The sequence below is a fragment of the Streptomyces virginiae genome (genome assembly GCF_040638905.1).
GTDB classification, from domain to species: Bacteria; Actinomycetota; Actinomycetes; order Streptomycetales; family Streptomycetaceae; genus Streptomyces; species Streptomyces virginiae_B.
The window spans coordinates 505050-527282 of the sequence record NZ_JBEZYV010000001.1; the positions used below are offsets into that span (position 1 = coordinate 505050).

Sequence of the window (22233 nt, forward strand, 5' to 3'; positions counted from 1 at the left end):
CCGCCATGGCCGTCGTCCTCGCGAACTCCCTGCGCTTCCACGTCCAGCGGCTCCCGGCCGCCGCCGGCGCCGACGCGCCCGACCGTCCCGTCGTGGTGTTCCTGCACGGTCTGGTCGTGGACAACCTCTCCTCCTTCTACTGCCCGCTGGCCGTACCGGTGGCCAGGTCCGGTCACGAGGTCGTCCTCTACGACCTGCGCGGCCACGGCAGGACCGAACGCCCGGCCACCGGCTACGACAGCCGCACCGCCGTACGCGACCTGTTCGCGCTGCTCGCCGCCCTCGGCCTGGGGCACCGCCGCGTGCACCTGGTCGGCAACAGCTACGGCGGGACCCTCGCCCTGCACGCCGCGCTGGCCCGGCCCGGCCTCGTCAGCGGGCTCACCCTCCTCGAACCCCCGCTCGGCGGAGGCTGGGTGGAGAACATGGTGGACACACTGTCGGCCGCCGCCCTCGGCCTGGAGGACAGCCCGGTACCCGCCGAGCTGCGCACGCTGCGCCTGCGCAAGGCCGCCAACCTGACGGCGATCGCCGACGCCCTCCTCAACCGCACGTCGCTCATCGACGACGTCGCCGCGAGCCGCCCCTTCACACCGGCCGACTACGCCCGGCTGGACTGCCCGGCCCTGATCGTGTGCGGGGAGCACTCCGAGCTGGTGCCCGGGGCGCGCGAGCCGGCCCGCCACGCAGCCCGGTGCGAGCTGCGGATCCTGCCGGACCTGGGGCACGACGTCCTCAAGGAGAGCAGCGGGGTCCTGCGGGAAGCCGTGCTCGCCCATGTCGCCGCGACAGTGGCAGCGCCGCCCACGCCGACGGCGACGGCGGTCCGGCCGCAGGTGGGAGCTCTGGTCCCGTGAGGGTGCTGTTCACGGTGCCGCCGCTCGCGGGGCACGTCAATCCGACCGTGGCCGTGGGAGCCGAACTCACCGCCAGGGGCCATGAGACCGCCTGGACCGGGCCGGCCGCGGCGCTCGCCCGGCTGCTGCCCGCGCAGGCCCGGATCCTGCCCGCCGGCGAGGAGGCGGGCGGCGTGTACACGGAGCTCCATGAGCGCTGGCGCGACCTGCGCGGGGTGGGCGCGTTGCGGTTCCTGTGGGAGGAGGCGCTGGTGCCGCTGGCCCGGGCGATGGTGCCGGGCGTGGAGCGGGCCGTGCGCACCTTCGGACCGGACGTGGTGGTCGCGGACCAGCAGGCGCTGGCCGGGCCGCTGGCCGCCCGCCGGCTCGGCGTCCCCTGGGTGACGTCCGCCAGCACCTCGGCCGAACTGACCCGTCCCTTCGCCGACTTCCCGAAGGTCGGGGAGTGGGTGGCCGGGCAGATCTCCGGCCTGCTCGCGGAGTACGGCGCGGGCGGGGAGCGGCGGGGATGGGACCCGCGGTTCTCCGAGCGCCTGGTACTGGTCTTCTCCACCCCCGAACTGGTGGGAACGACCGGAGAGTTCCCCCCGCACCACGCGTACGTCGGTCCGGCGTTCGGGGCACGCCCGGCCCCGCCCGGTTTCCCCTGGCAGCGCCTGGACCCGGGGCGGCGGCGGGTGCTGGTCTCCCTCGGCACCCTCAACCAGCAGGCCGGGTCCCGGTTCTACGACGCGGTACTGGGAGCCGCCGAACGCCTGGCCGACGAGGTGCAGTTGGTGCTGGCGGCGCCCGCCGCCATGGTCGGGGAGGTGCCGGAGCACGTGCTGCTGCAGGAGAGCGTCCCGCAGCTGGCGCTGCTGCCGCACCTGGACGCGGTGGTCTGCCACGCCGGGCACAACACCGTCTGCGAGGCCCTCGCGCACGGGCTGCCCCTGGTCGTCGCTCCCATCCGGGACGACCAGCCGATCGTGGCCCGTCAGGTCGTCGAGGCCGGGGCGGGGATCCGGGTGCGGTTCGGCAGGACGCGGGCCGAGGAACTGCGCGACGCGCTCACCTCCGTACTGGACGACCCCGGCCCCCGCCGGGCCGCCCGGCGGATTCAGGCCTCATTCGCCGCGGCGGGCGGGGCCGCCGCCGCGGCCGACCGGTTGGAGAAGCTGACATGACGCACCCTCCGCTCTCCGGGGTCCGCTGGACCTCCGCGGTGTTACTGGCCGCCCTCGGCGCGGGCACCGTACGGGCCGCGCTCCGGCTGCGTGCCCTGCCCGTGCTGCCGGTGGTCCCGCCCACGTCGGCCGGGGTGCCGCGGCCCGCCGGGTGGCGGCTGCTGACCGCCGGCGGGGTCGAGCCCGATCCGGCGACCTTCCTGGCCGCCTGCGCGTACGCGGAGGGGGAAGGGCTGCGGGTGCTGGACCTGCTGCCCGCGGACCTGCCCGCCGAACGGGCGCTGGGGCTGCTGCGTCTGGTCGACCCCGCGCGCTACCGGTGGGACCGGCTGGGCGAGGGGCGCGGGGCCGGGTTCGCCGTCCTCGTCACCGAGGAGGTGCTGGACCGGGCCGGGGTGGATCCGGGCGGTCCGTGCCCGGACCCGGCGGAACTGCTGGCGCTGGCGCGCCGTCTGAAGGAGTACGCCTCCGACGCGACGGGGCTGGCCGTCGCCCCTGGCCTGAGCTGTGGGGGCCCCGGTGACTCCGGCGGGCCGGCGCGCGCCGCGGAGCTGCGGGCCCAGGGGCTGCCGCCCGGCGCGCTGGCCGCCGCCCAGCTGGGCGGGCTGGCGCTGCTGGCGGGTGTCGCCGTACGCCAGGGCCGGTGGGGTGCGGCCGCGGCCGGGCTGTACTGGCTCCAGCCGTACCTGGTGCTGGGCGGGTCCGGCTCGCCGCTGCGGCCGGCCGATCTGGTCCGGGCCACCGCCGCGAGGCCGGTGCGCTCCCTCAGGGCGGGCCTGCGTACGGCCCGGGCGGCCGGGCGGGACGACGCACCCGACGGCGCGCGGGCGGCCGCCTACCGCAAGGACCTGGCCGGGGGCACCGACCGCTTCCTGGAGGCACGCCGTCCGGACTGCCCGTGGTGCGGCTCCGCCCGGCTCTCGGTCCGCGTCCGGGTGCCCGACCTGCTCCAGGGCAAGCCCGGCCGGTTCACCCTGGAGCAGTGCGGGGACTGCGGGCACGTCTTCCAGAACCCCCGGCTGACCCCGGAGGGGCTGGAGTTCTACTACCGCGACTTCTACGACGGAAGCGGCGGTGAGGGAGCCGGCACCGTCTTCGGCAGACTGGGCGCCGCCTACCGGGGGCGCGCCGAGATGCTCCTCCCCCACGCGGACCCGGTGTCCTGGCTGGACGTCGGCACCGGGCACGGACACTTCTGCAACGCGGCGCGGGCCGTGTGGCCGCGGACCCGCTTCGACGGGCTGGACATGGGCGACGGGGTCCGGGAGGCGGAGCGGCGCGGCTGGGTGGAGACCGGATACCAGGGCCAGTTCCCGGAGTTCGCCCCGAAGCTGGCGGGCCAGTACGAGGTGGTCAGCATGTACCACTACCTGGAGCACACCCGGGATCCGCTGGCCGAACTGGACGCGGCGGCCGCCGTGCTCGCCCCCGGCGGGTTCCTGGCGATCGAGCTGCCCGACCCGGAGTCGCGGATGGCGCGGGTCCTCGGCCCGGCCTGGCTGCCCTGGTTCCAGCCGCAGCACCAGCACCTCGCCCCCGCCGCGAACCTGCGCGAGGCTCTGGCCGACCGCGGGTTCACTGTCGTCGCCGAGGAACACGGGCCGGCCCACCAGGGAAACGACTTCTTCGGCGCGGTGGCCCTCACGGCGACGCGCCTGGCCCCCGACCCGGACCGGCCGTGGGGCCCGCCGGCCACGCGCCGGACCCGGGCCCTGGCCCATGCCGTGCGGCTGGCGGCGCTGCCCTGCTTCGCGGCCGCGGCGGCGCTGGACACCCTCCGTACGGCGGCCGCCCGCCGTACGGACGGCGGCAACGCCTACCGGCTGCTGGCCCGGAAGGACGCCCCATGACCCCGGCGTCCGGCCCCTCCGTCCCGGCGGGCGCAGCGGCCCCGGCGGCCCCGGCGCCGGCCCCTGCCGCGGGCTCCGCCGCGCGTGGGCCGGCCGACCGCGCCGGAGGCGACCTGGCTCGGCGGGCCACCGCCGATCCGCTGTTCCGCCTGGTCGCGTACGCCCTGGAGGCCGCGCACGGCCGGCCCCCCGCCGCGGTGTGGAGCGCACCGTACGCCTTCCGGCTCGGTTCCCCCGGGCTCGTGGCCGCGGCCGGCTGGCCGACCGCAGCAGCGGCGGCCCCCCGCGACGACGGCCTGGTACGGCTCAGTTCCCTCGGTCATCCGGCGGACAGCTGCGACCTGCCGCTGACCCTGTCCGGGCCGCTGCCCGACGCTCCCGCCTGGGCCGTCCGGCCGTACACCGTACTGCGCGCCCTGGCGCGCGCCGGGTACGGCCGCGGCGGGACGGACCTGCACGTGCAGGGCTCGCTCGCGGCGGCCGCCGGACTGGCGACGGCGGAACCGGCCGACTGCGCGGTGGCGCTGGCGGTGGCCGACGTCCACTCGGGGGCGCAGGAGCAGCCGGACCGGGCGCTCCTCGCCCGTCTGCTGGCCGAGGCGTTGCCGGAGGGGGACGACGGTCTGCGCCGGGCGGTGTTCTTCGCCCGGCCCGGCCGGGCCCTGCTGCTGGGCGTCCACCCGCAGCCGAAGCCGCAACCGCGCCGGCGGCAGCGGTACGTTGCCTTCGACCCGGCGGCCTCGGGGGCACGGCTGGTGCTGATGGCCGTGCGCGGCGAGGCCGCGGACCGTCCCCGGGAGCTGGTGCGTGCGGTGTCCTGCGCCCGCCGGGCCGGGGCCCTGAGCGCCTGGCCGCCCGGGCAGCGGCCCGGGCGGAGCGTGCTGGTGCTGCTGCTCGAGGCACGGCTGGCGGCGGTGCGGTCCGCCGTCGCGGAGGACTTCCGCGGGCGGGGGCTGCCCGTACCGCGGTTCCTGAACATCGCCGTGGCCGGCGCGGCCCGGCGCGAGGGATGACCCGCCCGATCCCCGGCCCGTACGACGCCGACGACAACGACAAGGAGAACCCCATGCCCACGCACCCACCCTCACCGGCGGCGCGCACGAGACGCCGCGCCCTGTGGTCCGCGGCCGTCGCCGGCATCGGCACGCTCGGCCTGCTCGGCGCCTTCACCGTGGCCAACTCCCAGGCCGCCGAGCACCGTTCGGCCGCTCCGGCGGCCGCGGCAGCGGCCCTGCCCTCCTACGACCACGTCGTGGTGGTCGTGTACGAGAACAAGCAGTACGGGGAGATCATCGGCAGCGCGAACGCCCCGTACATCAACCAGCTGGCGAACGGCGGCGCGAGCCTGACCGGCATGAAGGCGCTCACCCACCCCAGCCAGCCGAACTACTTCAACCTCTTCTCCGGCTCCACGCAGGGCATCACGGGGGACGGCTGCTACACCCCGCAGTCGATGACGGCGCCGAACCTCGGCCAGGAGCTGATCGCGGCCGGCAAGACCTTCGCGACGTACAACGAGGACCTGCCGGGCGAGGGTTCCACGGCGTGCACGAACGGCCAGTACGCGCAGAAGCACAACCCGTGGTTCGCCTTCAAGAACGTGCCGCTGAACACGGGCAAGACGTGGACGCAGTTCCCGCAGAACAACTTCGCGGCGCTGCCCGACCTGTCCTTCGTGGTCCCCAACCAGTGCAACGACATGCACTCGTGTTCCGTCGGCACCGGGGACACCTGGACCAGGAACAACCTCGACGCCTACGCGCAGTGGGCGAAGGCCAACAACAGCCTGCTGGTGCTCACCTGGGACGAGGACAACTACCTGGGGTCGAACCAGATCGCGACCGTCTTCCACGGCGCGAAGGTCAAGACGGGCAAGTACGCCACGGCCTTCAACCACCACCACCTGCTGCGGACCCTCGAGGACCTCTTCGGCACGGCGACGCACGCCGGCAACGCGGCGAACGTCCAGCCGATCAGCGAGGTGTTCGACACCTCGACCGAGCCCACACCCACACCCACATCCACTCCGACGCCGACGCCGACGCCGACTCCCACGCCCACCCCGACCCCGGGCGGTCTGAAGCTGGCCGACCCGGGCCCCCAGACCTGCAAGTTCAACCAGTCCTGCACCGTCCAACTCAGCGCCACCGGCGGCAAGCCACCGGTCCGGTACGCGGCCACCGGGCTGCCCTGGGGCCTGACCCTCGACACGACCAGCGGCCGGATCAGCGGCAGGCCGTGGTCCGTCGGCACGGTGCAGGTCACCGCGACGGCGACCGACTCCACGGGCACGACCGTCACGGCCGCCTTCCCGCTCACCGTCAACTGGTTCTGACCCGGCCCCGGAGGCATCCGTGTACCTGTCGACCAGCCGGGCCGCGGACGTCTGCGCGGACACCCCGGCCCCCAAGGGCCCCTTGCGGGCCGTGCCCGGCACGGTGTTCGCGCTCGGACTGGTCAGTCTGCTCACGGACGTTTCCGCGGAAATGGTCACCGCCGTCCTGCCGCTGTACCTGATGGCGGGACTCGGCATGTCCCCGCTCGCCTTCGGCGCCCTGGACGGTCTCCACCAGGGCGCCACCGCGCTGCTGCGCCTCGTCGGCGGCCGGATCTCCGACCGGACCCGCCGCCACAAGCTCGTCGCCGGCACCGGGTACGCGCTCTCCGCGGCGTGCAAGGCGGCCCTGCTCGCCGTCACCGCCCCCTGGTCGGTGGCGGCGGTGCTCGCCGCCGACCGGACCGGCAAGGGGCTGCGCACCGCGCCCCGGGACGCCCTGATCTCGCTGTCGGTGCCGCCCGGGATGCAGGGCCGCGCCTTCGGGGTGCACCGGGCGCTCGACACGGCGGGTGCGCTGCTGGGGCCGCTGGCAGCCTTCGGGGTGCTGTGGGTCGCGGTGGACGGGTACGCGGCGGTGTTCACCGTGAGCTGCTGCGTCGCCGTCCTGGGCGTGGTGGTGCTCGCCCTGTTCGTACGGGAGGCCCCCGCGCCCGCGGTCGCGCGGCCGTCGCCGCCGGAGCCGCCGCCCGTGCGCTCCCTCCTGCGGATCGCCGGCCTGCGGCGGTTGTGCCTCACGGCCGCCGTGCTCGGCCTGTTCACCGTCGGCGACGCCTTCCTCTACCTCCTGTTGCAGCGCCGGCTGGACCTGTCGGCCGTGTGGTTCCCGCTCCTGCCCGTCGGCACGGCGGCCGTGTTCCTGCTGGCCGCGGTGCCTGTGGGCCGGCTCGCCGACCGGGTCGGGCGCGGCCGGGTCTTCCTCGGCGGGCACACAACTCTGCTCGGCGCCTGCCTGCTGCTCCTGGCGCCGCTGCCGGCCGGGGCACTGCTGGTCGCCGGTGTACTCGCGGCGCTCGGCCTGTTCTACGCGGCCACCGACGGGGTGCTGATGGCCGCGGCCGGGCCGCTGCTCCCGCCGGAACTGCGCACGACGGGGCTGGCGGTGCTCCAGACGGCGCAGGCGCTGGCCCGGTTCGCCGGGTCCCTGCTGTTCGGGGCGGCCTGGACGATGTGGGGACCGGGCGCGGCGCTGGGTGCGGCGGCGCTCGGGCTGCTGCTGTCGCTGGCGCTCGTCTCCGTGTCCGCGGCCTGCGGACGCGGCAGCCGTCGTAGGGTCGGCGCATGACTCTCGAAGGTCTCGAAGGCAGGGTGGCCCTCGTCGCGGGGGCGACGCGGGGTGCGGGCCGCGGCATCGCGGTCCAGTTGGGGGCGCAGGGCGCCACCGTGTACGTGTCGGGGCGCAGCACCAGGGGCCGGCGTTCGGAGTACGACCGGCCCGAGACGATCGAGGAGACCGCCGAACTGGTCACCGCGGCGGGCGGCCGGGGCATCGCGGTGGTCGCCGACCATCTGGTGCCGGCGCAGGTCGAGGCCCTGGTGGCGCGGATCGACGCGGAACAGGGCCGTCTCGACGTCCTGGTCAACGACATCTGGGGCGGGGAGCTGCTCTTCGAGTGGGACAGCACGGTCTGGGAGCACGACCTGGACAAGGGGCTGCGACTGCTGCGGCTGGCGGTGGAGACGCACGCCATCACCAGCCATTTCGCGGTGCCGTTGCTGCTGCGCGAGCCGGGCGGTCTGGTGGTGGAGATGACGGACGGCACCGCCGACTACAACGCCACCCGCTACCGGGTCTCCTTCTTCTACGACATCGCCAAGTCCGCCGTGCTGCGGATGGCGTTCGCGCTCGGGCACGAGCTGGGCCCGCGCGGGGCCACGGCGGTGGCGCTGACCCCGGGCTGGCTGCGCTCGGAGATGATGCTCGACGCCTACGGCGTGACGGAGGAGACCTGGCGGGAGGCGCTGGCCAAGACCCCGCACTTCGCGATCTCCGAGACCCCCGCGTACGTGGGCCGCGCGGTCGCGGCCCTCGCCGCGGACCCGGAGGTCTCCCGCTGGAACGGCCAGTCCCTCTCCAGCGGCCGGCTGGCACAGGTGTACGGCTTCACGGACCTGGACGGCAGCCGTCCGGACGCCTGGCGTTACCTGGTCGAGGTCCAGGACCCCGGCCACCCGGCGGACACCACGGGCTACCGCTAGACGGCCTCGGGCCGGTCCGCGGTCTGCGGCGTGGGGCGGGAGGCCAGGCGGTGGGCGAGGCCGTCCAGGACGCACTGCAGGCCGAAGGACCAGATCGTCTCGGGGTGGTAGCCGGCGACCGCGCTGCCGACGCGGCCGGCGAGCGGGTAGCGCTCGGGGTCGAGGGCGCGCTCCAGCAGCGGGGCGCTGACGGCCCACCAGTCCTCCTGGCTCTGACGGCTGTTGTGGTCGGCGTCGTCGGCGGCGGCCAGGGCGTTGGCGTGGACGAAGCCGAGCAAGTGGGCCAGGGCGGCATCCATCTCGGTGTCGGTGAGTCCGATGCCCTCGAAGGCCGCCAGCTCGTACTCGTACTTCCCGATCACCCCCGGGCCCAGCGGCGGGCGGGTGACGGCCAGGTCGGCGATCCAGGGGTGGCGGAGCATCAGGTCCCGGTTGTCCTCGGCCACTCGGGCGACATGGACCTGCCAGGGCTCCCCCGGGTCGGCCGGCCGGCGTTCCATGTGCAGGTACGCGTCGTCGAGCATCAGGTCGAGCAGCTCCGCCTTGCCGGGGACGTACGTGTAGACGGTCATCGGCGTCACGCCGAGCCGCTGCGCCAGCGCCCGCATGGTCAGCGCGGCCAGTCCTTCCTCGTCGGCGAGTGCGGTCGCGGCCCGGACGACGGCGTCCACGCTGAGGCCCTGCCGCGGACCGCGGCGGGCGGGCTGCGCCGAATGCCCGGGCTCCCGCCACAGCAGCTCCAGCGTGCGGACGGGATCTCCCGCGCCGCTGCGGTCCTTCGACATGTCCCCGCCTCCGAGTCTTCGCCGACAATTGGCTACATCGTATAGAGTACAGTGTATAGAGTAAAGCTCAGAGAGTAAGCCGCCGCGCCGCACCTCGAGGAGTTCCGTGCACATCGCCGCCGACAACCACCAGGTCATCCAGGTACGGGGAGCCCGCGAGAACAACCTCGCCGACATATCGCTGGACATCCCCAAGCGTCGCCTGACGGTCTTCACCGGTGTCTCCGGCTCCGGGAAGTCCTCCCTCGTCTTCGGCACCATCGCCGCCGAGTCGCAGCGGATGATCAACGAGACGTACACCGCCTTCATCCAGTCCTTCATGCCGAGCCTCGGTCGGCCCGACGTGGACGGCCTGCACAACCTGAGCGCCGCCATCGTGGTCGACCAGGAGCGGATGGGCGCGGGCTCCCGCTCCACCGTGGGCACCGCCACCGACGCCTACACGATGCTGCGGATCATCTACTCCCGCGTCGGCACGCCCCACATCGGCACGTCCAGCGCGTTCAGCTTCAACAACCCCGAGGGGATGTGCCCGCGCTGCGAAGGCGTCGGCGAGGTCTCCGACATCGACGTGGACCAGCTGGTCGACCGCGAACTCTCGCTCAACGAGGGCGCGATCACCGTCCCCGGCTTCGCCGTCGATTCCTGGTACTGGCAGAACATGGCGAACTCCGGCTTCTACTCCCCCGACACCAAGCTCAAGGACTTCACCGAGCAGGAGTGGGCCGACTTCCTGCACAGAAGCGCGGTGAAGGTGAAGGCGGGCTCCAACGGCTTCACCTACGAGGGCCTGATCACCAAGATCACCCGCCTCTACCTGGCCAAGGACCGCGAGTCCATGCAGCCCCACATCCGGGCCTTCGTGGACCGTGCGGTGGTCTTCACCGCCTGCCCCGACTGCGGGGGCACCCGCCTCTCGGCGGCCGCACTGTCCTCGCGCATCCACGGCGTGAACATCGCCGAGTGCGCGTCGATGCAGATCAGCGAACTCGCCGGCTTCGTACGCCGGATCGACGACCCCGGCGTGGCCCCGATGCTGGCCAACCTCCGGGGCCTGCTCGACTCCCTCGTCGAGATCGGTCTGGGCTACCTCAGCTTGGACCGCCCCTCGGGCACGCTGTCCGGCGGCGAGGCCCAGCGCGTGAAGATGGTGCGGCACCTGGGCTCCTCCCTCACGGACGTCACGTACGTCTTCGACGAGCCCACCACCGGCCTGCACCCCCACGACATCCAGCGCATGAACGACCTGCTGCTGCGGCTGCGCGACAAGGGCAACACCGTGCTGGTCGTGGAGCACAAGCCCGAGGTCATCGCCATGGCCGACCACGTCGTCGACCTCGGCCCGGGCGCCGGCACGGCGGGCGGGCAGCTCTGCTACAGCGGGGACGTGGCCGGGCTGCGCACCTCCGGCACCCTCACCGGGCGCCACCTCGGTCACCGGGCGCGACTGCGGGAGTCGGTGCGCAGCCCTCGCGGCCACCTGTCGGTGAAGGGCGCCGACCTGCACAACCTGAAGGACGTCAGCGTGGACGTGCCGCTCGGCGTGCTCACGGTGGTGACCGGTGTCGCGGGATCCGGGAAGAGCTCGCTGATCCACGGCTACCTGTCCGGGCGGGAGGGGGTCGTGGTGGCCGACCAGTCGCCCATCCGCGGTTCGCGCCGGTCCAACCCGGCCACCTACACCGGTCTGCTGGGCCCGATCCGGACCGCCTTCGCCAAGGCCAACGGCGTCAAGGCGGCGCTGTTCAGCGCGAATTCGGAGGGTGCCTGCCCGAAGTGCAACGGCCTCGGGCTCGTCTACACGGACCTGGCGATGATGGCCGGGGTGGCCACGGTGTGCGAGGAGTGCGAGGGCAAGCGGTTCACGCCCGAGGTGCTGACGTACCGGCTGCGCGGCAAGAACATCAGCGAGGTGCTGAACATGCCGGTGGCGGAGGCGTTCGAGTTCTTCTCCACCGGCCAGGCCAGGGCCGTCCTCGGACGGCTGGCCGACGTCGGCCTCTCGTACGTGCGGCTCGGCCAGCCCCTCAACACCCTGTCGGGCGGGGAGCGGCAGCGGCTCAAGCTCGCGATCAGCATGGCGGAGAAGTCCTCGACGTACATCCTGGACGAGCCGACGACCGGCCTGCACATGGCCGATGTCGACAAGCTGCTGGCTCTGCTGGACCGGCTCGTCGACGACGGCAACTCCGTGATCGTCATCGAGCACCACCAGGCGGTGATGGCGCACGCCGACTGGCTGATCGACATCGGCCCCGGCGGCGGTCACTCCGGCGGCCGGGTCGTCTTCGAGGGCACTCCGGCGGACCTGGTGGCCGGGGCGGACACGCTGACCGCCCGTCACCTGCGGGAGTACGTCGGGGCCGACGCGTAGCGGGGCGACGGGGGCAGGACGGCGCGGCGGGGGACGACGCGCAGCGGGACGCCGTGCGCAGGGTGCGTACGGCGTTCGCACCGACCGCTAGGCTGCCGCCATGTCAGCAGACGAGCAGCACCACGACCCCGTCGCGCCCGCCGTCGCCCCCGCCTGGACGGGTCCGCGCCGCAAGGAGCGGCAGCCGGCGCTGAGCCGGGCCCAGATCGTCGCGGCGGCGCTGCGGCTGCTCGACGCCGACGGGATGGAGGCGCTGAGCATGCGCAAGCTCGGCGGCGAGATGGGCGCGGCCGCCACCTCGCTGTACCGGCACGTCACCGGCAAGGACGAGGTGATCGAGCTGGTCCTGGACGAGGTCTGCGGCGAGCTGGTGGTGCCCGCCGCCGACGCGCCGGGCGACTGGCGCGAGGCCGTCTCGCGCAGCGGCCACAGCCTGCGCGCGATGACCCTGCGCCACCCCTGGGTGGCATCGGTGCTCGGGCAGGCGGGGCCGGCGCGCTTCGGCCCGAACCTGCTGCGCATGTCGGAGCGGATGCTGGCGCTCTTCCAGACGGCCGGCTTCCCGGCGAGCGAGGCGGTCCCCGCGATGAGGGCCGTCGTCTCGTACATCGTCGGCGCGACGAGCGGCGAGGCGGCCCAGCTCTCGCGGACCGCCCGGAGCGGACAGAGCGAGCGGAGCCCGCGTGCGCTCCGCGACGAGAACTTCGACTACGGCCTCCAGCGGATCCTGGACGGCCTCCAGGCCCGTCTCGCCCGCGCCTGACGACCCAAGGGCTGTCCCGTGATCCCCGGCGGGCGCACGACGACAGCCACGGTACCTCGCCGCGTTGTCGGAACGCCCGGATACGCCCAGTATCAGCACGCTCCTCCGCCTTGCGATGCACCGCGTCTGACGCCGCGCGCTGATCCACCGGGGATTACGGGACAGCCCTTAGGAAAGACGCAGTTCGCGGTCTTCGCCGAGGGGGGCGAAGAAGCGTTCCACGTCGGCTTCGGCGACCTCGGCCAGGGTCGGCGGGGACCAGCGCGGGGTGCGGTCCTTGTCGACGACCTGGGCCCGGATGCCCTCCACCAGGTCGGGCGCGGCGAGTGCGTTGCAGGAGACGCGGAACTCCTGGGCAAGAACCCGCTCCAGCGTGTGGAGGGCGGCGGCCCGGCGCACCGCGGCGAGGGTGACCTTCAGGGCGGTCGGGGACTTGGCCAGAAGCGTCTCGGCGGCCTCCTTCGCGGCCGGCTCGCCATGGCTCAGCAGCCGCTCGACGATCTCCTCGACCGTGGCGGCCGCGTAGCAGTGGTCGATCCAGGGCCGCCCGTCGGCGAGGACCCCGGGGGCGGGCGTGGCGGCGTACCGCGGCAGCACCTCGCCGGCGGGGGCGGTGGCCAGTGCGGCGGTCAGCTCCGGGAGCCGCTCGGCGGGTACGAAGTGGTCGGCGAGCCCGCAGAGCAGCGCGTCGGCGGCGCCCACGGCGGCGCCGGTGAGGGCGAGATGGGTGCCGAGCCGGCCGGGGGCGCGGCCGAGCAGCCAGGTTCCGCCGACGTCCGGGACGAAGCCGATGCCGGTCTCCGGCATGGCGACGCGGGAGCGTTCGGTGACGACGCGGACGCTGCCGTGGGAGGAGACCCCCACGCCGCCGCCCATGACGATGCCGTCCATGAGGGCGACGTACGGCTTGGGGTAGCGGGCGATGCGGGCGTTGAGCCGGTACTCGTCGCGCCAGAAGCCGGCGGATGCGGTGGTGCCGGCCTTGGCATCGTCGTGGATGGCCCGGATGTCGCCGCCCGCGCACAGCCCGCGCTCGCCGGCTCCGCGGATCAGGACCTGGCTGACGGCGGAGTCGTCCGCCCAGGCGTCGAGGGCCTCGGCGATCCGCAGCACCATGGGGTGGGTGAGGGCGTTGAGGGCCCGGGGGCGGTTGAGGGTGACCACGCCGGTCCGGCCGTCGACGTGGAACAGGACGGTGCCGTCGTCGGAGGGGCCGTTTGCGTCGGTCTCGGGTTCGGTCTTCACGGCCATCAGTATGTCCGCGGCACCGGCGGAGGCGGTATGCGGAAGATCATCCCGGAGAGCAGCCGCACCTTCGGCACCGGGGTCGTCGACCTGCGCTACGGGCGGCCATGGGGAGTGTCCCGGTCGCGGGGGCGGGCCCGGTGGGCCCGCCAGGCGGCCATGGCGTCCGCACGGGCGCCGCCGGGGTGGTCTGCGTGCCAGTCGCGCAGGAAGCGGTTGAACTCGAACTGGTCACCGACCTCCTGGGATTCGGCCGCCCGGGCACGGGTCGCGTGCCAGTGCTCGACGGCTTCGGCGAGGGTGTGCCCCGCGTGGCCTGCGACGTACTCCCGCATGAAGGCGTCGAAGTGGAAGCCCGGGCCGATCTCGCGGACGAAGTACTCCCGCAGCACCTGGCTGCAGCGCTGCCCCGCCGGGATCACCGTCGTCCCGTCGACGGGGGCGGCGAGCTGCCTTCCCGCGCGGCGGGGTGCGGCGGGCGCCGCGGACACGGGCTCGGGCAGGCCGTCGAGCGCGGCGGCGAGCCGGGCGGTGACGGCGGCCTTCCCGCCGCGGGCCGGCACCCCCATCTGCCGTGCCAGCCCGCTCAGTTCGGCCAGGGTCCAGTACCAGCGCAGCAGCTCCGCGCCGGTCAGTGCCGTCGACAGCGGGGGGCGCACCTCCGCCACATTCGTACTCATGTTCGCATTCTACGGGAGTGTCGGGGCGATCCCCGGCCGTACGCGACATGCCGGTGGTCAGCCGGGGCGGGAACGGCCCCGTCTGACAGGCTTTCACCTCAGACCGAGCGCCGACGGCCCCACCGCACCCGGCCCCGAAGGAGAGCGCATGTCCGCCGACCCGACCGACCTCGTCCTCGGCGGGGACACCGCCCTGGTCCTCATCGACCTGCAGACCGGCATCCTGGCCCTGCCCACCACCAGGCCCGCCCCGGAGGTCCTGGGGCGGGGAGTGGCGCTGGCCGCGGCGTTCCGCGCCCGCCGGCTGCCGGTGGTCCTGGTCAAGGCGGCCTGGTCGCCCGACGGCGGGGACCTCCCCACCGCCCATGCGGACCGGCCGGGTCCGGCCGCGGCGCCGCCCGCCGCGTTCTCCGAGATCCCCGCCGAACTCGCCGCCCTCGGCGACGTGGTCGTCACCAAACGCCACTGGGGCGCCTTCACCGGCACCGAGCTGGACCTCCAGCTCCGACGCCGCGGCATCCACCGCATCGTCCTGGCCGGCATCTCCACCAGCGTCGGCGTCGAGTCCACCGCCCGTACGGCGTGGGAACTCAGCTACGACCTGGTCTTCCCGGAGGACGCCACCGCCGACACCGACCCCGGCTCCCACGCCCACACCTTCGGCAAGATCTTCCCGCGCATCGGCAGGGTGACCACCACCGGCGAGGTCATCGGCCCTGCGCCCGTGACCGCTCAGGGCCGGCCCGCTGCACGCAGGGTCCGCTTCCGGCCGGGTCCGCTTCCGACCGGGTCCGCCCGTAACTCCTGGGCCTCCCGCGGGTTAGCAGCCCGGAAGACGAGGGAGTACGCATGGCACAGCAGCACACCACGTCCCTGCGGCTGCGCCTGCGGTACCGGTTCGACAACCTGGTGGCCGGGGGAACCGCCCCGCTCATCGGGTGGCTGGCGGTGGCCTGCCTGGCGGTCGTCGTCCCGGCGAGCGCGGTCCTCGTCTGGGCCGACCGGGCCGCCCCCACGACCCTCTCGGGGCGGCTCACGGCCGTATGGGTCAGCGTCGGACAGACCCTCAAGGTCGGAGGCGCGGTCGGTTCCCCGCTCTACGTGCTCGCCTCGGTGACGCTCGCCCTGGTGGCCCTGCTGTTCGTTTCGACGCTGGTCAGTCTGATCACCACCGGCATCAACCAGCGCATCATGTCGCTGCGGCGCGGACACTCGACGGTCCTGGAGGCGGGGCACACCGTCGTCCTGGGCTGGTCCGACCAGATCTTGCCGGTGGTCGCGGAGCTCGTCGCGGCCAACGCCAACCAGCGCCGCCGCGCCGTCGCCGTCCTCGCCCCGAAGGACAAGGTCGACATGGAGGACGAGATCGCCACGAGCCTCGGCGGCCGGGGAGACCGTACGGGGACCCGTACCGGGACGGGCGCCACGCGGATCATCTGCCGCAGCGGGCCCACCACCGACCCGACCGTGCTGGCCCGGGTGAGCCCGCAGACGTCGAAGGCGGTCCTGGTGCTGCCTCCCGACGGGGACGCGGGCGACGCCCACGTGGTGAAGACCCTGCTCGCCCTCGACGCCGCGCTCCCCCGGCCGCGCGACACGGTGGTGGTAGCCGCGGTCCGCGACGCCCGCAACCACCTCACGGCCAGGCTGGCGGCCGGACCCGGCGGACACGTGCTGTGCGCCGACGAGATCATCGCCCGGCTCCTCGTGCAGACCGCACGCCAGCCCGGACTCTCCCTCGTGTACCAGGAGTTGCTGGACTTCGACGGCGACGAGTTCTACACCGCCGGCGCGGAGGGTCTCGCCGGACGCACCTTCGGCGAAGCCCTGCTCGCGTTCACCACGTCCTCGGTGGTCGGCCTGCTGCACGCGGACGGCCGCGTCGTGCTCAACCCGGACACCGGTACGGAGATCGACGCGGGCGACCGGATCATCCTGGTCTCCGAGGACGACGACACGGCCGTGCCGGAGCCGGCCGGCCCCTGGGTCGACGAGGACGCGATCGTCACCGCCCGCCCCCGGTCACGCTGCGCCGAACGGCTCCTCCTCCTCGGCTGGAACCGGCGCGCTCCGCTCGTCGTCGAGCAGCTCGACGAGTTCGTCAGCCCCGGCACCACCCTGGACGTCGTGGCGTTCGGCGACGCGGCGACGCGGCGGACCGCCGCCGAGGTCGCGGCGGCGCGCAGCCGTCTCGACGTGTCCTTCCACAGCGGGGACATCACCGACCCGGACGTCCTGGCGAAGCTGGACGTGCCCTCGTACGACAGCGTGATCGTGATCGGCGAGAGGGAACGCGAGGGCGCGGCCCCGGCCGCCGCACCCCCCGACGCCGACCCGCCCGCCCGCGCCGCGGAGCCCGGGAGCGGCACGGACGACAGGACCCTGGTGACGCTGCTGCACCTGCGGGCGATCGGGGATGCGGCGGGCTGCGAACTCCCGCTGACCACCGAGATGTCCGACGACGGCAACCGGCTGCTCGCCCCCGCCCGCGCCGGCGCCGACTTCATCGTCAGCGGCCGTCTGATCAGCCTCCTGATGACCCAGATCTCCGAGAGCGGACATCTCGCGGACGTCTTCGAGGAGTTGTTCAGGGCGGAGGGGAGCGAGTTCTACCTGCGCCCGGTGGCGGACTACGTCCGGACCGACCGGGAGGTGGCCTTCGCCACGGTGGTCGAGTCGGCGCGCCGCCGCCGCGAGTGCGCGGTCGGCTACCGGCTGCGCGGCCAGACCTCGACGGCTCCCGCGTACGGCGTCCGGCTCAATCCCGACAAGCGGCAGCGGGTCCGTTTCGGCGAGCACGACTGCGTGGTCGTACTCGCCGAGAACTGAGGCACGAGGCCGTCAGACCGTCCGGCCGTCGGTCACGCCGACGTGTGGACCTCCAGGGCGGTGCGCACCGCGGATTCCAGGGCGCCTTCGATCCACGCCGGCTTGACGGAGGTGTGGCAGCCCGCGAAGTGCAGGTTCCCCTCCGCCCCGCGCACGTGCGGGAAGAGTTCGGTGTGCTGGCCGGGCAGCAGCACGGAGGCCTCGCCGTACGCGTACGGGTCGCGCATCCAGGACTGGGTGCGTCCGACGCCCGTGTAGAACACCTCGATCCGCTGCCCGAACACCTCCTGGACGCCGGCCAGGGCGCGGGGGTAGCGCTCGTCGTCGTCCAGGGAGTCCCACTTCAGGGCGTCGTCCGACCAGCTGTAGGAGGCGAGCACGACCCCGCCCGGGCTGCCCTCGACGGGGTAGGAGGGCTGGAACATGAAGCGGTTGGGGTTGTCGGTGGCCGAGCCGCCGCCGATGACCCCGGCGGCCTCGGGCTGGTCGCGGCTGAGGCTGCGGCAGGCCGCGTAGTGGGCCCGCTGGGCACCGGAGATGCCGCTGCGCGGTACGGAGGAGTGGGCGCCCAGCAGCGCTCCGTCCTCCGGGGTCTGCCCGAGCTGGTACTTGCGGTACAGGCCGGGCTGCACGGCTTCCAGTTCGCGCTTCCAGTCGGCCTCGTCGAACTCCCACCAGCGGCGACTGAACTCCAGCAGCACCTTGGTGGCCGCGTCGTAGTGCAGCTCGGTGATCGCGCGCCGCTTGCCGTAGGAGAGCGCGGGAGTGACCGGGATGTGGCGCAGCCCGGAGAAGGGGACGGTGATGATCGCGGTGTCGCCGGTGAAGGTCTCGCGCTGCACGGGGCGGCCGTCGCGGCCCTCCGAGACGGTGTCGACGGTGACGCGTCCCTCCCCGTGGGTGATCCGGGTGGCGCGGCGGTCGAGCCGCACGATGTCCTCGACACGGGCGTAGAGCGCGTCGGCCAGCGTGGCGGTGCCGCCGGGCAGTTCGAAGAAGGCGGTGTCGGGGCTGATGAGCGAGGCTCCGATGAAGCTGTGCACGAAGGCGAGGTGGAGGCGGGAGGTGAGGTTCTCGACGGTTCCGATCAGGTCGATGGTGCGCTCGTCGAGCTTCGCCTCCTCGGTGAGGTAGCGGTACATCGACATGTGGCCGTAGCGCTGGATGACGCGGGCCCAGCCCTCGACGAGTTCCTTGTCCTTCTTGCCGTCGATCTCCTTGCGTACGGGGGCGAAGGCGCTGCGGACGATCTGCGCGGCGGGGATCGACTCGTAGGCCGCCGGCACTCCGAAGGAGCGGTTGAGGGTCTGCGGGCTGCGCGCGTAGTCGGCGCGGCGGACGCGGATGCCGTTGACGAAGATCCAGGTGCGGTAGGCGGGGCGGCCGGAGCCGTCGACATCGACCAGGTGGAAGCGCCTGCGCTTGAGGCCGAGGCTGTCGATCAGGCCGGTGACCAGCGGGTGGCTGTCGGGGATCCGCATGGCGCCGGCTTCGGCGTACTGCTTGGGGTCGGCGAAGGCCGCGGCGGACTTCTCGTGTCCGCCGGTGCGGAAGGTCTTGATCCGGCCGCCGACGCGGTTGCCGTTGGCCTCGATGACGGTGACCTCGTGGCCCGCCTCGCGCAGCAGGTGGGCGGCGGTCAGGCCGGCCGGCCCGGCGCCGACGACCAGCACCTTCCTGCGGGGCATCCGGGAGCGCGGCAGGCCGTTCCTGAGGAGGACGTCGGTGTAACCGGGCACCAGGGGCTGGTCGTCGTCGTCCCGTACGAGGACCGCCCGGGCGACGGTGAGGCAGGTCAGCCAGTCGGGACGGGCCGGGCCGGACGGGGTCTGCGGCGTCCCGGCGGACGCGGTGGCGGCCGTGAGGGCGCCGGCTCCCGCGACCGCGGCGGCCCCGGCGATGAGGGTGCGGCGCGAGGGGCGGCGGGCGGGGTCCGGGGCGTGCCCGTCCGCAGGGTCGGGGGTGGCGTCCGGGGCGGGGGAAGACTCGATGATCATGAACCCACTCTCCAGCCCCCCGGGCGCCCTGGACGCCGAAAGGGGCCCGGGCGGGGAAGTATCACCTGGACGTGCGGAAGGGGCCCCCGCGATTGACGAACGGGGTTTCGGTTCGGGGCGCTCGGGGTTCAGCGGACCCGGCGCACCCGCTGGCTGGTGAGTTCGTACCGGGCTCCCACGACGGCCAGCGCACCGGCGGCGACCCTGGCGGCCATCTCGGGCTCGGCGGCCAGCCGCTCGCGCACCAGCCGGACATTGGCGGTGATCGCGGCGTCGATGCGTGCGGCACCCCGCAGACCGCGGTCGATGGCGGGGCGGATCTGGTCGACCAGGTACTGCATGTGGCCGGGGAGCGGTGGTCCGCCCTCCGCGGCCCGCACGGCCGCGGCCACGGCCCCGCACGACTGGTGCCCCAGGATGACGATCAGCGGGATCCGCAGTTCGAGGACGCCGTAGGCGACGCTCCCGAGGACCGCCTCGTCCAGGACCTCGCCCGCCGAGCGGACGGTCAGCAGGTCGCCGAGGCCCTGGTCGAAGACCAGTTCCGGCGGAACCCGGGAGTCGACGCAGCCGAGGACGACGGCGAACGGGTGCTGTCCGGCGACGAGTGTGCGCCGCACGGTCCGCGTCTGGTCGGGGTGGCGCTCGTGGTAGGTCCGCCACCGCCCGTTTCCCGCCACCAGTTCACGGAGCGCCGTCTCGGGGGTGGTGGGCCGCGATCCGGCCCCTCCCCTGATGCGCGGGGCCATGGGCACGTGGGAGGAGCCGGCCATCAGCCCGGCGCCCACGGCGGCCATGCCCGTCAGTACCGCCCGGGCCAGCCGACGCCGTCCCGGGCCTTCTTCACCTTCAGCTTCGACACTCACATCGGAACAAACTATTCATTTTCGATTGACCTGCTCCACAGGACACGGCCCGGGTTCAGCTCAGCTCGGAGTGCGCCCGGCTGCCGGTGTCCGCGACCGCGTCGTGGAGGAAGCCCCCCGACTGGTGCTTCCACAGCATGCCGCTTCACCTCGCGATCGTGAGAGTACTTGCGGCGGGTGCTGTACATGCCTACCTGTGTCATGGACAGGCGTCTCCTTGGTTGGCGGTGACCATTCAGCGTGGTAAGCGGTCAGGCCGCAGCACGCCGGGCGGTGGAGTCCGGGACCGCTCGCTTCGTTCGTGCGGTGACGACGAGAGGCCGGCGAGGCAGCTCATCGGGGAGGATGGGCCGTCCCCACCGGCTGTCAGGGGCCGATCGGAACAGGGACGCTCACATGCGCTGTAGCCGCAAGGTGATGTGCCGGTACTGGCGCAGGGCGAGCCGCAGGTCTTCCGTCTCGGCTTCGGTGCGAGCTGCCCCGCCGGGCATGGCGGTCAGTACCTTCTCCTGGGAGATGGGCGGGCCTGTCGAGCAACGGGCCGTTAGTCGCTGTCGGGTCTCTTCCCCAGCTCGTTGCCCAGGGTCGGGGCGGGTAGCTCACATGGTGACGGTTGCGCGGACCAGATTGTGGTCGGAGAGGCCCTCTGTGCTCTCGACCGCTGCGTTGCTGACCTCAGCGCCCCGCACGACCACGTGGTCGATCCACTGGGACTTCGAACCTGACGTGCGCGGCCGTGTCGGTAGGCCGTCTGGTGGAAGGTCCCCGACGGCGAAGCCAGTACCCAGAGCCGATGCTACGGTGGCACGATCGGTGTTGAAGTCCCCGAGAAGCACTGCTGCGCATCCCCGCGGAGAGGTGGCCAATTCGGCCAGGCTTGCCAGCTGGCGCGTGCGCCGCTGATCGCCGCTCACGTGCGTGGCGACGATCAGCATTCCGGCGGTCTCGACGGCGAGCGCACCCTTCCCCAGGTCGTCCTCGAAGGACTCGGCAGCGACCTCCCGGCTCGGTCCGTCGATCAGGAGCACGAGGTACTCCTCGGGCTCCCGCAGCGAGCAGCTCCCGTGGCGCGGTACTGGGACGCGCGGGTACCTCAACGCGTGGATGGTTCGGCCAGTCAGGGCAAGGCGGAGGCTGGTCAGTTGGTCACCACTGACCTCCTGCAGGGCGATGACGTGCTCGTCTCGTCCCACCAGCAACGCCGTAACCGCGGCGATCCGCTCCGACTCGTCCGGGCAACCCCTCAGGACGTCCTCGCCCCAGTTCTCGGCGTGGACGCGGTGCAGAACGTTCCAGCTGGCAACCGTGATCATACGTCGCGAGGTTAGACCACAATGTCCGACCGTGGTCTGGTGCGACCACTGAGCGGCGCAGACCACGAGCCCATCAGCTGCCGGTGTGTCGGGGAAAAAATGCCACGGATCTGAGACTCCAGCCGCATGATACGACGTGAGACAGCGCGAGAAGCCACAGCTCACAACTTCGGCGTATGCCGCGGAGACTGAGACCCTACATGGCCAGCACTCTCTTGAGCGGTGAGTGGCCTGCTCACGGGTGCCTCGACACCGTTGTTCACCCCCGGCGGGCACTCCCGCTCAGGCGATAGCGGTGGCGATGGAGCCGATGCCTACGGCTGCGACGGCGGTGAATCCCAGTGCCAAACCAGTCCAGCGCGTCATCGACCGCCTGCGCTTCCGGCTGACGCACCACCGCCGTCAACAAGGCCGTGCGCCCGAGGCTCCGGCGCCCGCTCGCTCGTCTGCGCCTTGCTCAGCTACCCGTACCGGGCCAGCGTGGACAGCCGGTTCACCGGCACCCTCGACAGGTTCACCCGCCCCAGCGCGAACGCGGAAATCACCTCCACCCGCTCCATCGCCCGCACCATCGCGGTCCTCGTCGACTTCGTCGGCGGCGTACGCAGCCACCGCTCAAGCTCCGCGACCCGCTTGTTCTACGGCACCACCAGCAAGCTCAGCCGGCGTCGGCGCGAGCGCATCATCGGCTCGGCGCGCGGCGGGCCACCGCCTCGTACAGACGCCGCTAGGCCCCCGTGCGGGCCTCCGACACCTGCCGGGCCAGCACCGAGAGGCCGGGCAGCAGCACCCTGCGTCTGTCGTCGGATCCATTTCACGACGCGCATACCCCCGAGCCTCCATCCGGGAGGCCACGGCGCTGATGGCGGCGGTCGTCAGCACGGCGGCCGACGACCTGACCCGCGCTCATGGGCCCCTGATGTGCTGGCCATTGCAAGCCAACCAGGTCTGTCTGGTTGTTGCCGGCCCGGCTT

Annotated in this window: 16 protein-coding genes and 1 pseudogene; 11 read left to right on the top strand and 6 right to left on the bottom strand. The window is 73.3% G+C overall.

Translation table 11 applies throughout. The annotated features are described in order from the left end of the window. The first annotated feature begins 5 nt into the window (after positions 1–5). The 7 genes from AB0F82_RS02420 to AB0F82_RS02450 are packed head-to-tail and all read left to right on the top strand — an operon-like array spanning position 6 to position 8407. The gene (locus AB0F82_RS02420) at positions 6–857 is read left to right on the top strand and encodes an alpha/beta fold hydrolase (RefSeq protein WP_356809709.1); all 852 of its coding nucleotides are present in this window, start codon (positions 6–8) and stop codon (positions 855–857) included. Between the two features lie 2 nt (positions 858–859). Then, entirely contained in the window at positions 860–2023 is a 1164-nt protein-coding gene (locus AB0F82_RS02425; protein ID WP_362623422.1) for a glycosyltransferase, read from the top strand. After that, positions 2020–3873 (top strand): class I SAM-dependent methyltransferase, encoded by a 1854-nt coding sequence (locus AB0F82_RS02430; protein ID WP_362622937.1) that lies wholly within the window; start codon positions 2020–2022, stop codon positions 3871–3873. The genes AB0F82_RS02425 and AB0F82_RS02430 overlap by 4 nt, the downstream gene beginning before the upstream one ends. Continuing rightward, positions 3870–4886 (top strand): galactokinase, encoded by a 1017-nt coding sequence (locus AB0F82_RS02435; RefSeq protein WP_362622940.1) that lies wholly within the window; start codon positions 3870–3872, stop codon positions 4884–4886. The genes AB0F82_RS02430 and AB0F82_RS02435 overlap by 4 nt, the downstream gene beginning before the upstream one ends. After that, the gene (locus AB0F82_RS02440) at positions 4883–6208 is read left to right on the top strand and encodes an alkaline phosphatase family protein (protein WP_362622942.1); all 1326 of its coding nucleotides are present in this window, start codon (positions 4883–4885) and stop codon (positions 6206–6208) included. Before AB0F82_RS02435 ends, AB0F82_RS02440 begins: the two co-directional genes overlap by 4 nt. Positions 6209–6227: 19 nt before the next feature. Next, positions 6228–7493, top strand: a complete 1266-nt coding sequence (locus AB0F82_RS02445; protein WP_362622945.1) for an MFS transporter — start codon at positions 6228–6230, stop codon at positions 7491–7493. Beyond that, positions 7490–8407, top strand: coding sequence for an SDR family oxidoreductase (locus AB0F82_RS02450; protein WP_356809721.1), 918 nt, complete (start codon positions 7490–7492; stop codon positions 8405–8407). The genes AB0F82_RS02445 and AB0F82_RS02450 overlap by 4 nt, the downstream gene beginning before the upstream one ends. Here the strand turns inward: AB0F82_RS02450 and AB0F82_RS02455 are convergent. After that, positions 8404–9192 carry a TetR/AcrR family transcriptional regulator gene (locus AB0F82_RS02455; protein WP_362622947.1) on the bottom strand — a complete coding sequence of 263 codons (789 nt, stop codon included), beginning with the start codon at positions 9190–9192 and terminating at the stop codon, positions 8404–8406. The two genes, AB0F82_RS02450 and AB0F82_RS02455, sit on opposite strands and share 4 nt — an antisense overlap. A gap of 106 nt (positions 9193–9298) precedes the next feature. Here AB0F82_RS02455 and AB0F82_RS02460 point away from each other — a divergent pair, with 106 nt between their 5' ends. Both AB0F82_RS02460 and AB0F82_RS02465 read left to right on the top strand, forming a co-directional pair. After that, positions 9299–11566, top strand: a complete 2268-nt coding sequence (locus AB0F82_RS02460; protein ID WP_362622950.1) for an excinuclease ABC subunit UvrA — start codon at positions 9299–9301, stop codon at positions 11564–11566. Positions 11567–11666: 100 nt separating this feature from the next. Beyond that, complete coding sequence (locus AB0F82_RS02465; RefSeq protein WP_362622952.1) at positions 11667–12329, top strand: TetR/AcrR family transcriptional regulator; 663 nt, start codon at positions 11667–11669, stop codon at positions 12327–12329. Positions 12330–12497: 168 nt separating this feature from the next. Here AB0F82_RS02465 and AB0F82_RS02470 read toward each other — a convergent pair whose 3' ends face one another. Together AB0F82_RS02470 and AB0F82_RS02475 are read right to left on the bottom strand one after the other, a co-directional pair. Further along, entirely contained in the window at positions 12498–13574 is a 1077-nt protein-coding gene (locus AB0F82_RS02470) for an enoyl-CoA hydratase/isomerase family protein (protein ID WP_362622955.1), read from the bottom strand. 95 nt (positions 13575–13669) lie between these two features. Beyond that, on the bottom strand, positions 13670–14254 hold the full coding sequence (locus tag AB0F82_RS02475; RefSeq protein WP_362622957.1) for a DUF6434 domain-containing protein: 585 nt from the start codon (positions 14252–14254) through the stop codon (positions 13670–13672). Between the two features lie 148 nt (positions 14255–14402). Here AB0F82_RS02475 and AB0F82_RS02480 point away from each other — a divergent pair. Together AB0F82_RS02480 and AB0F82_RS02485 are read left to right on the top strand one after the other, a co-directional pair. Continuing rightward, positions 14403–14942: pseudogene (locus AB0F82_RS02480) on the top strand (isochorismatase family protein); the annotation flags it as partial. A gap of 161 nt (positions 14943–15103) precedes the next feature. After that, positions 15104–17083 (top strand): CASTOR/POLLUX-related putative ion channel, encoded by a 1980-nt coding sequence (locus AB0F82_RS02485; protein ID WP_362622959.1) that lies wholly within the window; start codon positions 15104–15106, stop codon positions 17081–17083. Between the two features lie 32 nt (positions 17084–17115). On the opposite strand, the gene AB0F82_RS02490 is transcribed toward AB0F82_RS02485, so the two are convergent. From AB0F82_RS02490 to AB0F82_RS02500, 3 genes are all read right to left on the bottom strand, one after another. Next, on the bottom strand, positions 17116–19080 hold the full coding sequence (locus AB0F82_RS02490; RefSeq protein ID WP_362622962.1) for a flavin monoamine oxidase family protein: 1965 nt from the start codon (positions 19078–19080) through the stop codon (positions 17116–17118). 128 nt (positions 19081–19208) lie between these two features. Beyond that, positions 19209–19877, bottom strand: coding sequence for a carbonic anhydrase (locus AB0F82_RS02495; protein WP_362623425.1), 669 nt, complete (start codon positions 19875–19877; stop codon positions 19209–19211). Between the two features lie 668 nt (positions 19878–20545). Beyond that, positions 20546–21259, bottom strand: a complete 714-nt coding sequence (locus AB0F82_RS02500) for an endonuclease/exonuclease/phosphatase family protein (RefSeq protein WP_362622965.1) — start codon at positions 21257–21259, stop codon at positions 20546–20548. Between the last annotated feature and the right edge of the window lie 974 nt (positions 21260–22233).

Excerpts from the sequence above, each read along its gene's own strand:
- AB0F82_RS02455 (WP_362622947.1), bottom strand. The coding sequence starts at position 9,192 with ATGTCGAAGGACCGCAGCGGCGCGGGAGATCCCGTCCGCACGCTGGAG.
- AB0F82_RS02465 (WP_362622952.1), top strand. The coding sequence starts at position 11,667 with ATGTCAGCAGACGAGCAGCACCACGACCCCGTCGCGCCCGCCGTCGCC.
- AB0F82_RS02450 (WP_356809721.1), top strand. The coding sequence starts at position 7,490 with ATGACTCTCGAAGGTCTCGAAGGCAGGGTGGCCCTCGTCGCGGGGGCG.
- AB0F82_RS02495 (WP_362623425.1), bottom strand. The coding sequence starts at position 19,877 with ATGGCCGCCGTGGGCGCCGGGCTGATGGCCGGCTCCTCCCACGTGCCC.
- AB0F82_RS02430 (WP_362622937.1), top strand. The coding sequence starts at position 2,020 with ATGACGCACCCTCCGCTCTCCGGGGTCCGCTGGACCTCCGCGGTGTTA.
- AB0F82_RS02485 (WP_362622959.1), top strand. The coding sequence starts at position 15,104 with ATGGCACAGCAGCACACCACGTCCCTGCGGCTGCGCCTGCGGTACCGG.
- AB0F82_RS02435 (WP_362622940.1), top strand. The coding sequence starts at position 3,870 with ATGACCCCGGCGTCCGGCCCCTCCGTCCCGGCGGGCGCAGCGGCCCCG.
- AB0F82_RS02440 (WP_362622942.1), top strand. The coding sequence starts at position 4,883 with ATGACCCGCCCGATCCCCGGCCCGTACGACGCCGACGACAACGACAAG.
- AB0F82_RS02500 (WP_362622965.1), bottom strand. The coding sequence starts at position 21,259 with ATGATCACGGTTGCCAGCTGGAACGTTCTGCACCGCGTCCACGCCGAG.
- AB0F82_RS02490 (WP_362622962.1), bottom strand. The coding sequence starts at position 19,080 with ATGATCATCGAGTCTTCCCCCGCCCCGGACGCCACCCCCGACCCTGCG.
- AB0F82_RS02420 (WP_356809709.1), top strand. The coding sequence starts at position 6 with ATGGCCGTCGTCCTCGCGAACTCCCTGCGCTTCCACGTCCAGCGGCTC.
- AB0F82_RS02475 (WP_362622957.1), bottom strand. The coding sequence starts at position 14,254 with ATGAGTACGAATGTGGCGGAGGTGCGCCCCCCGCTGTCGACGGCACTG.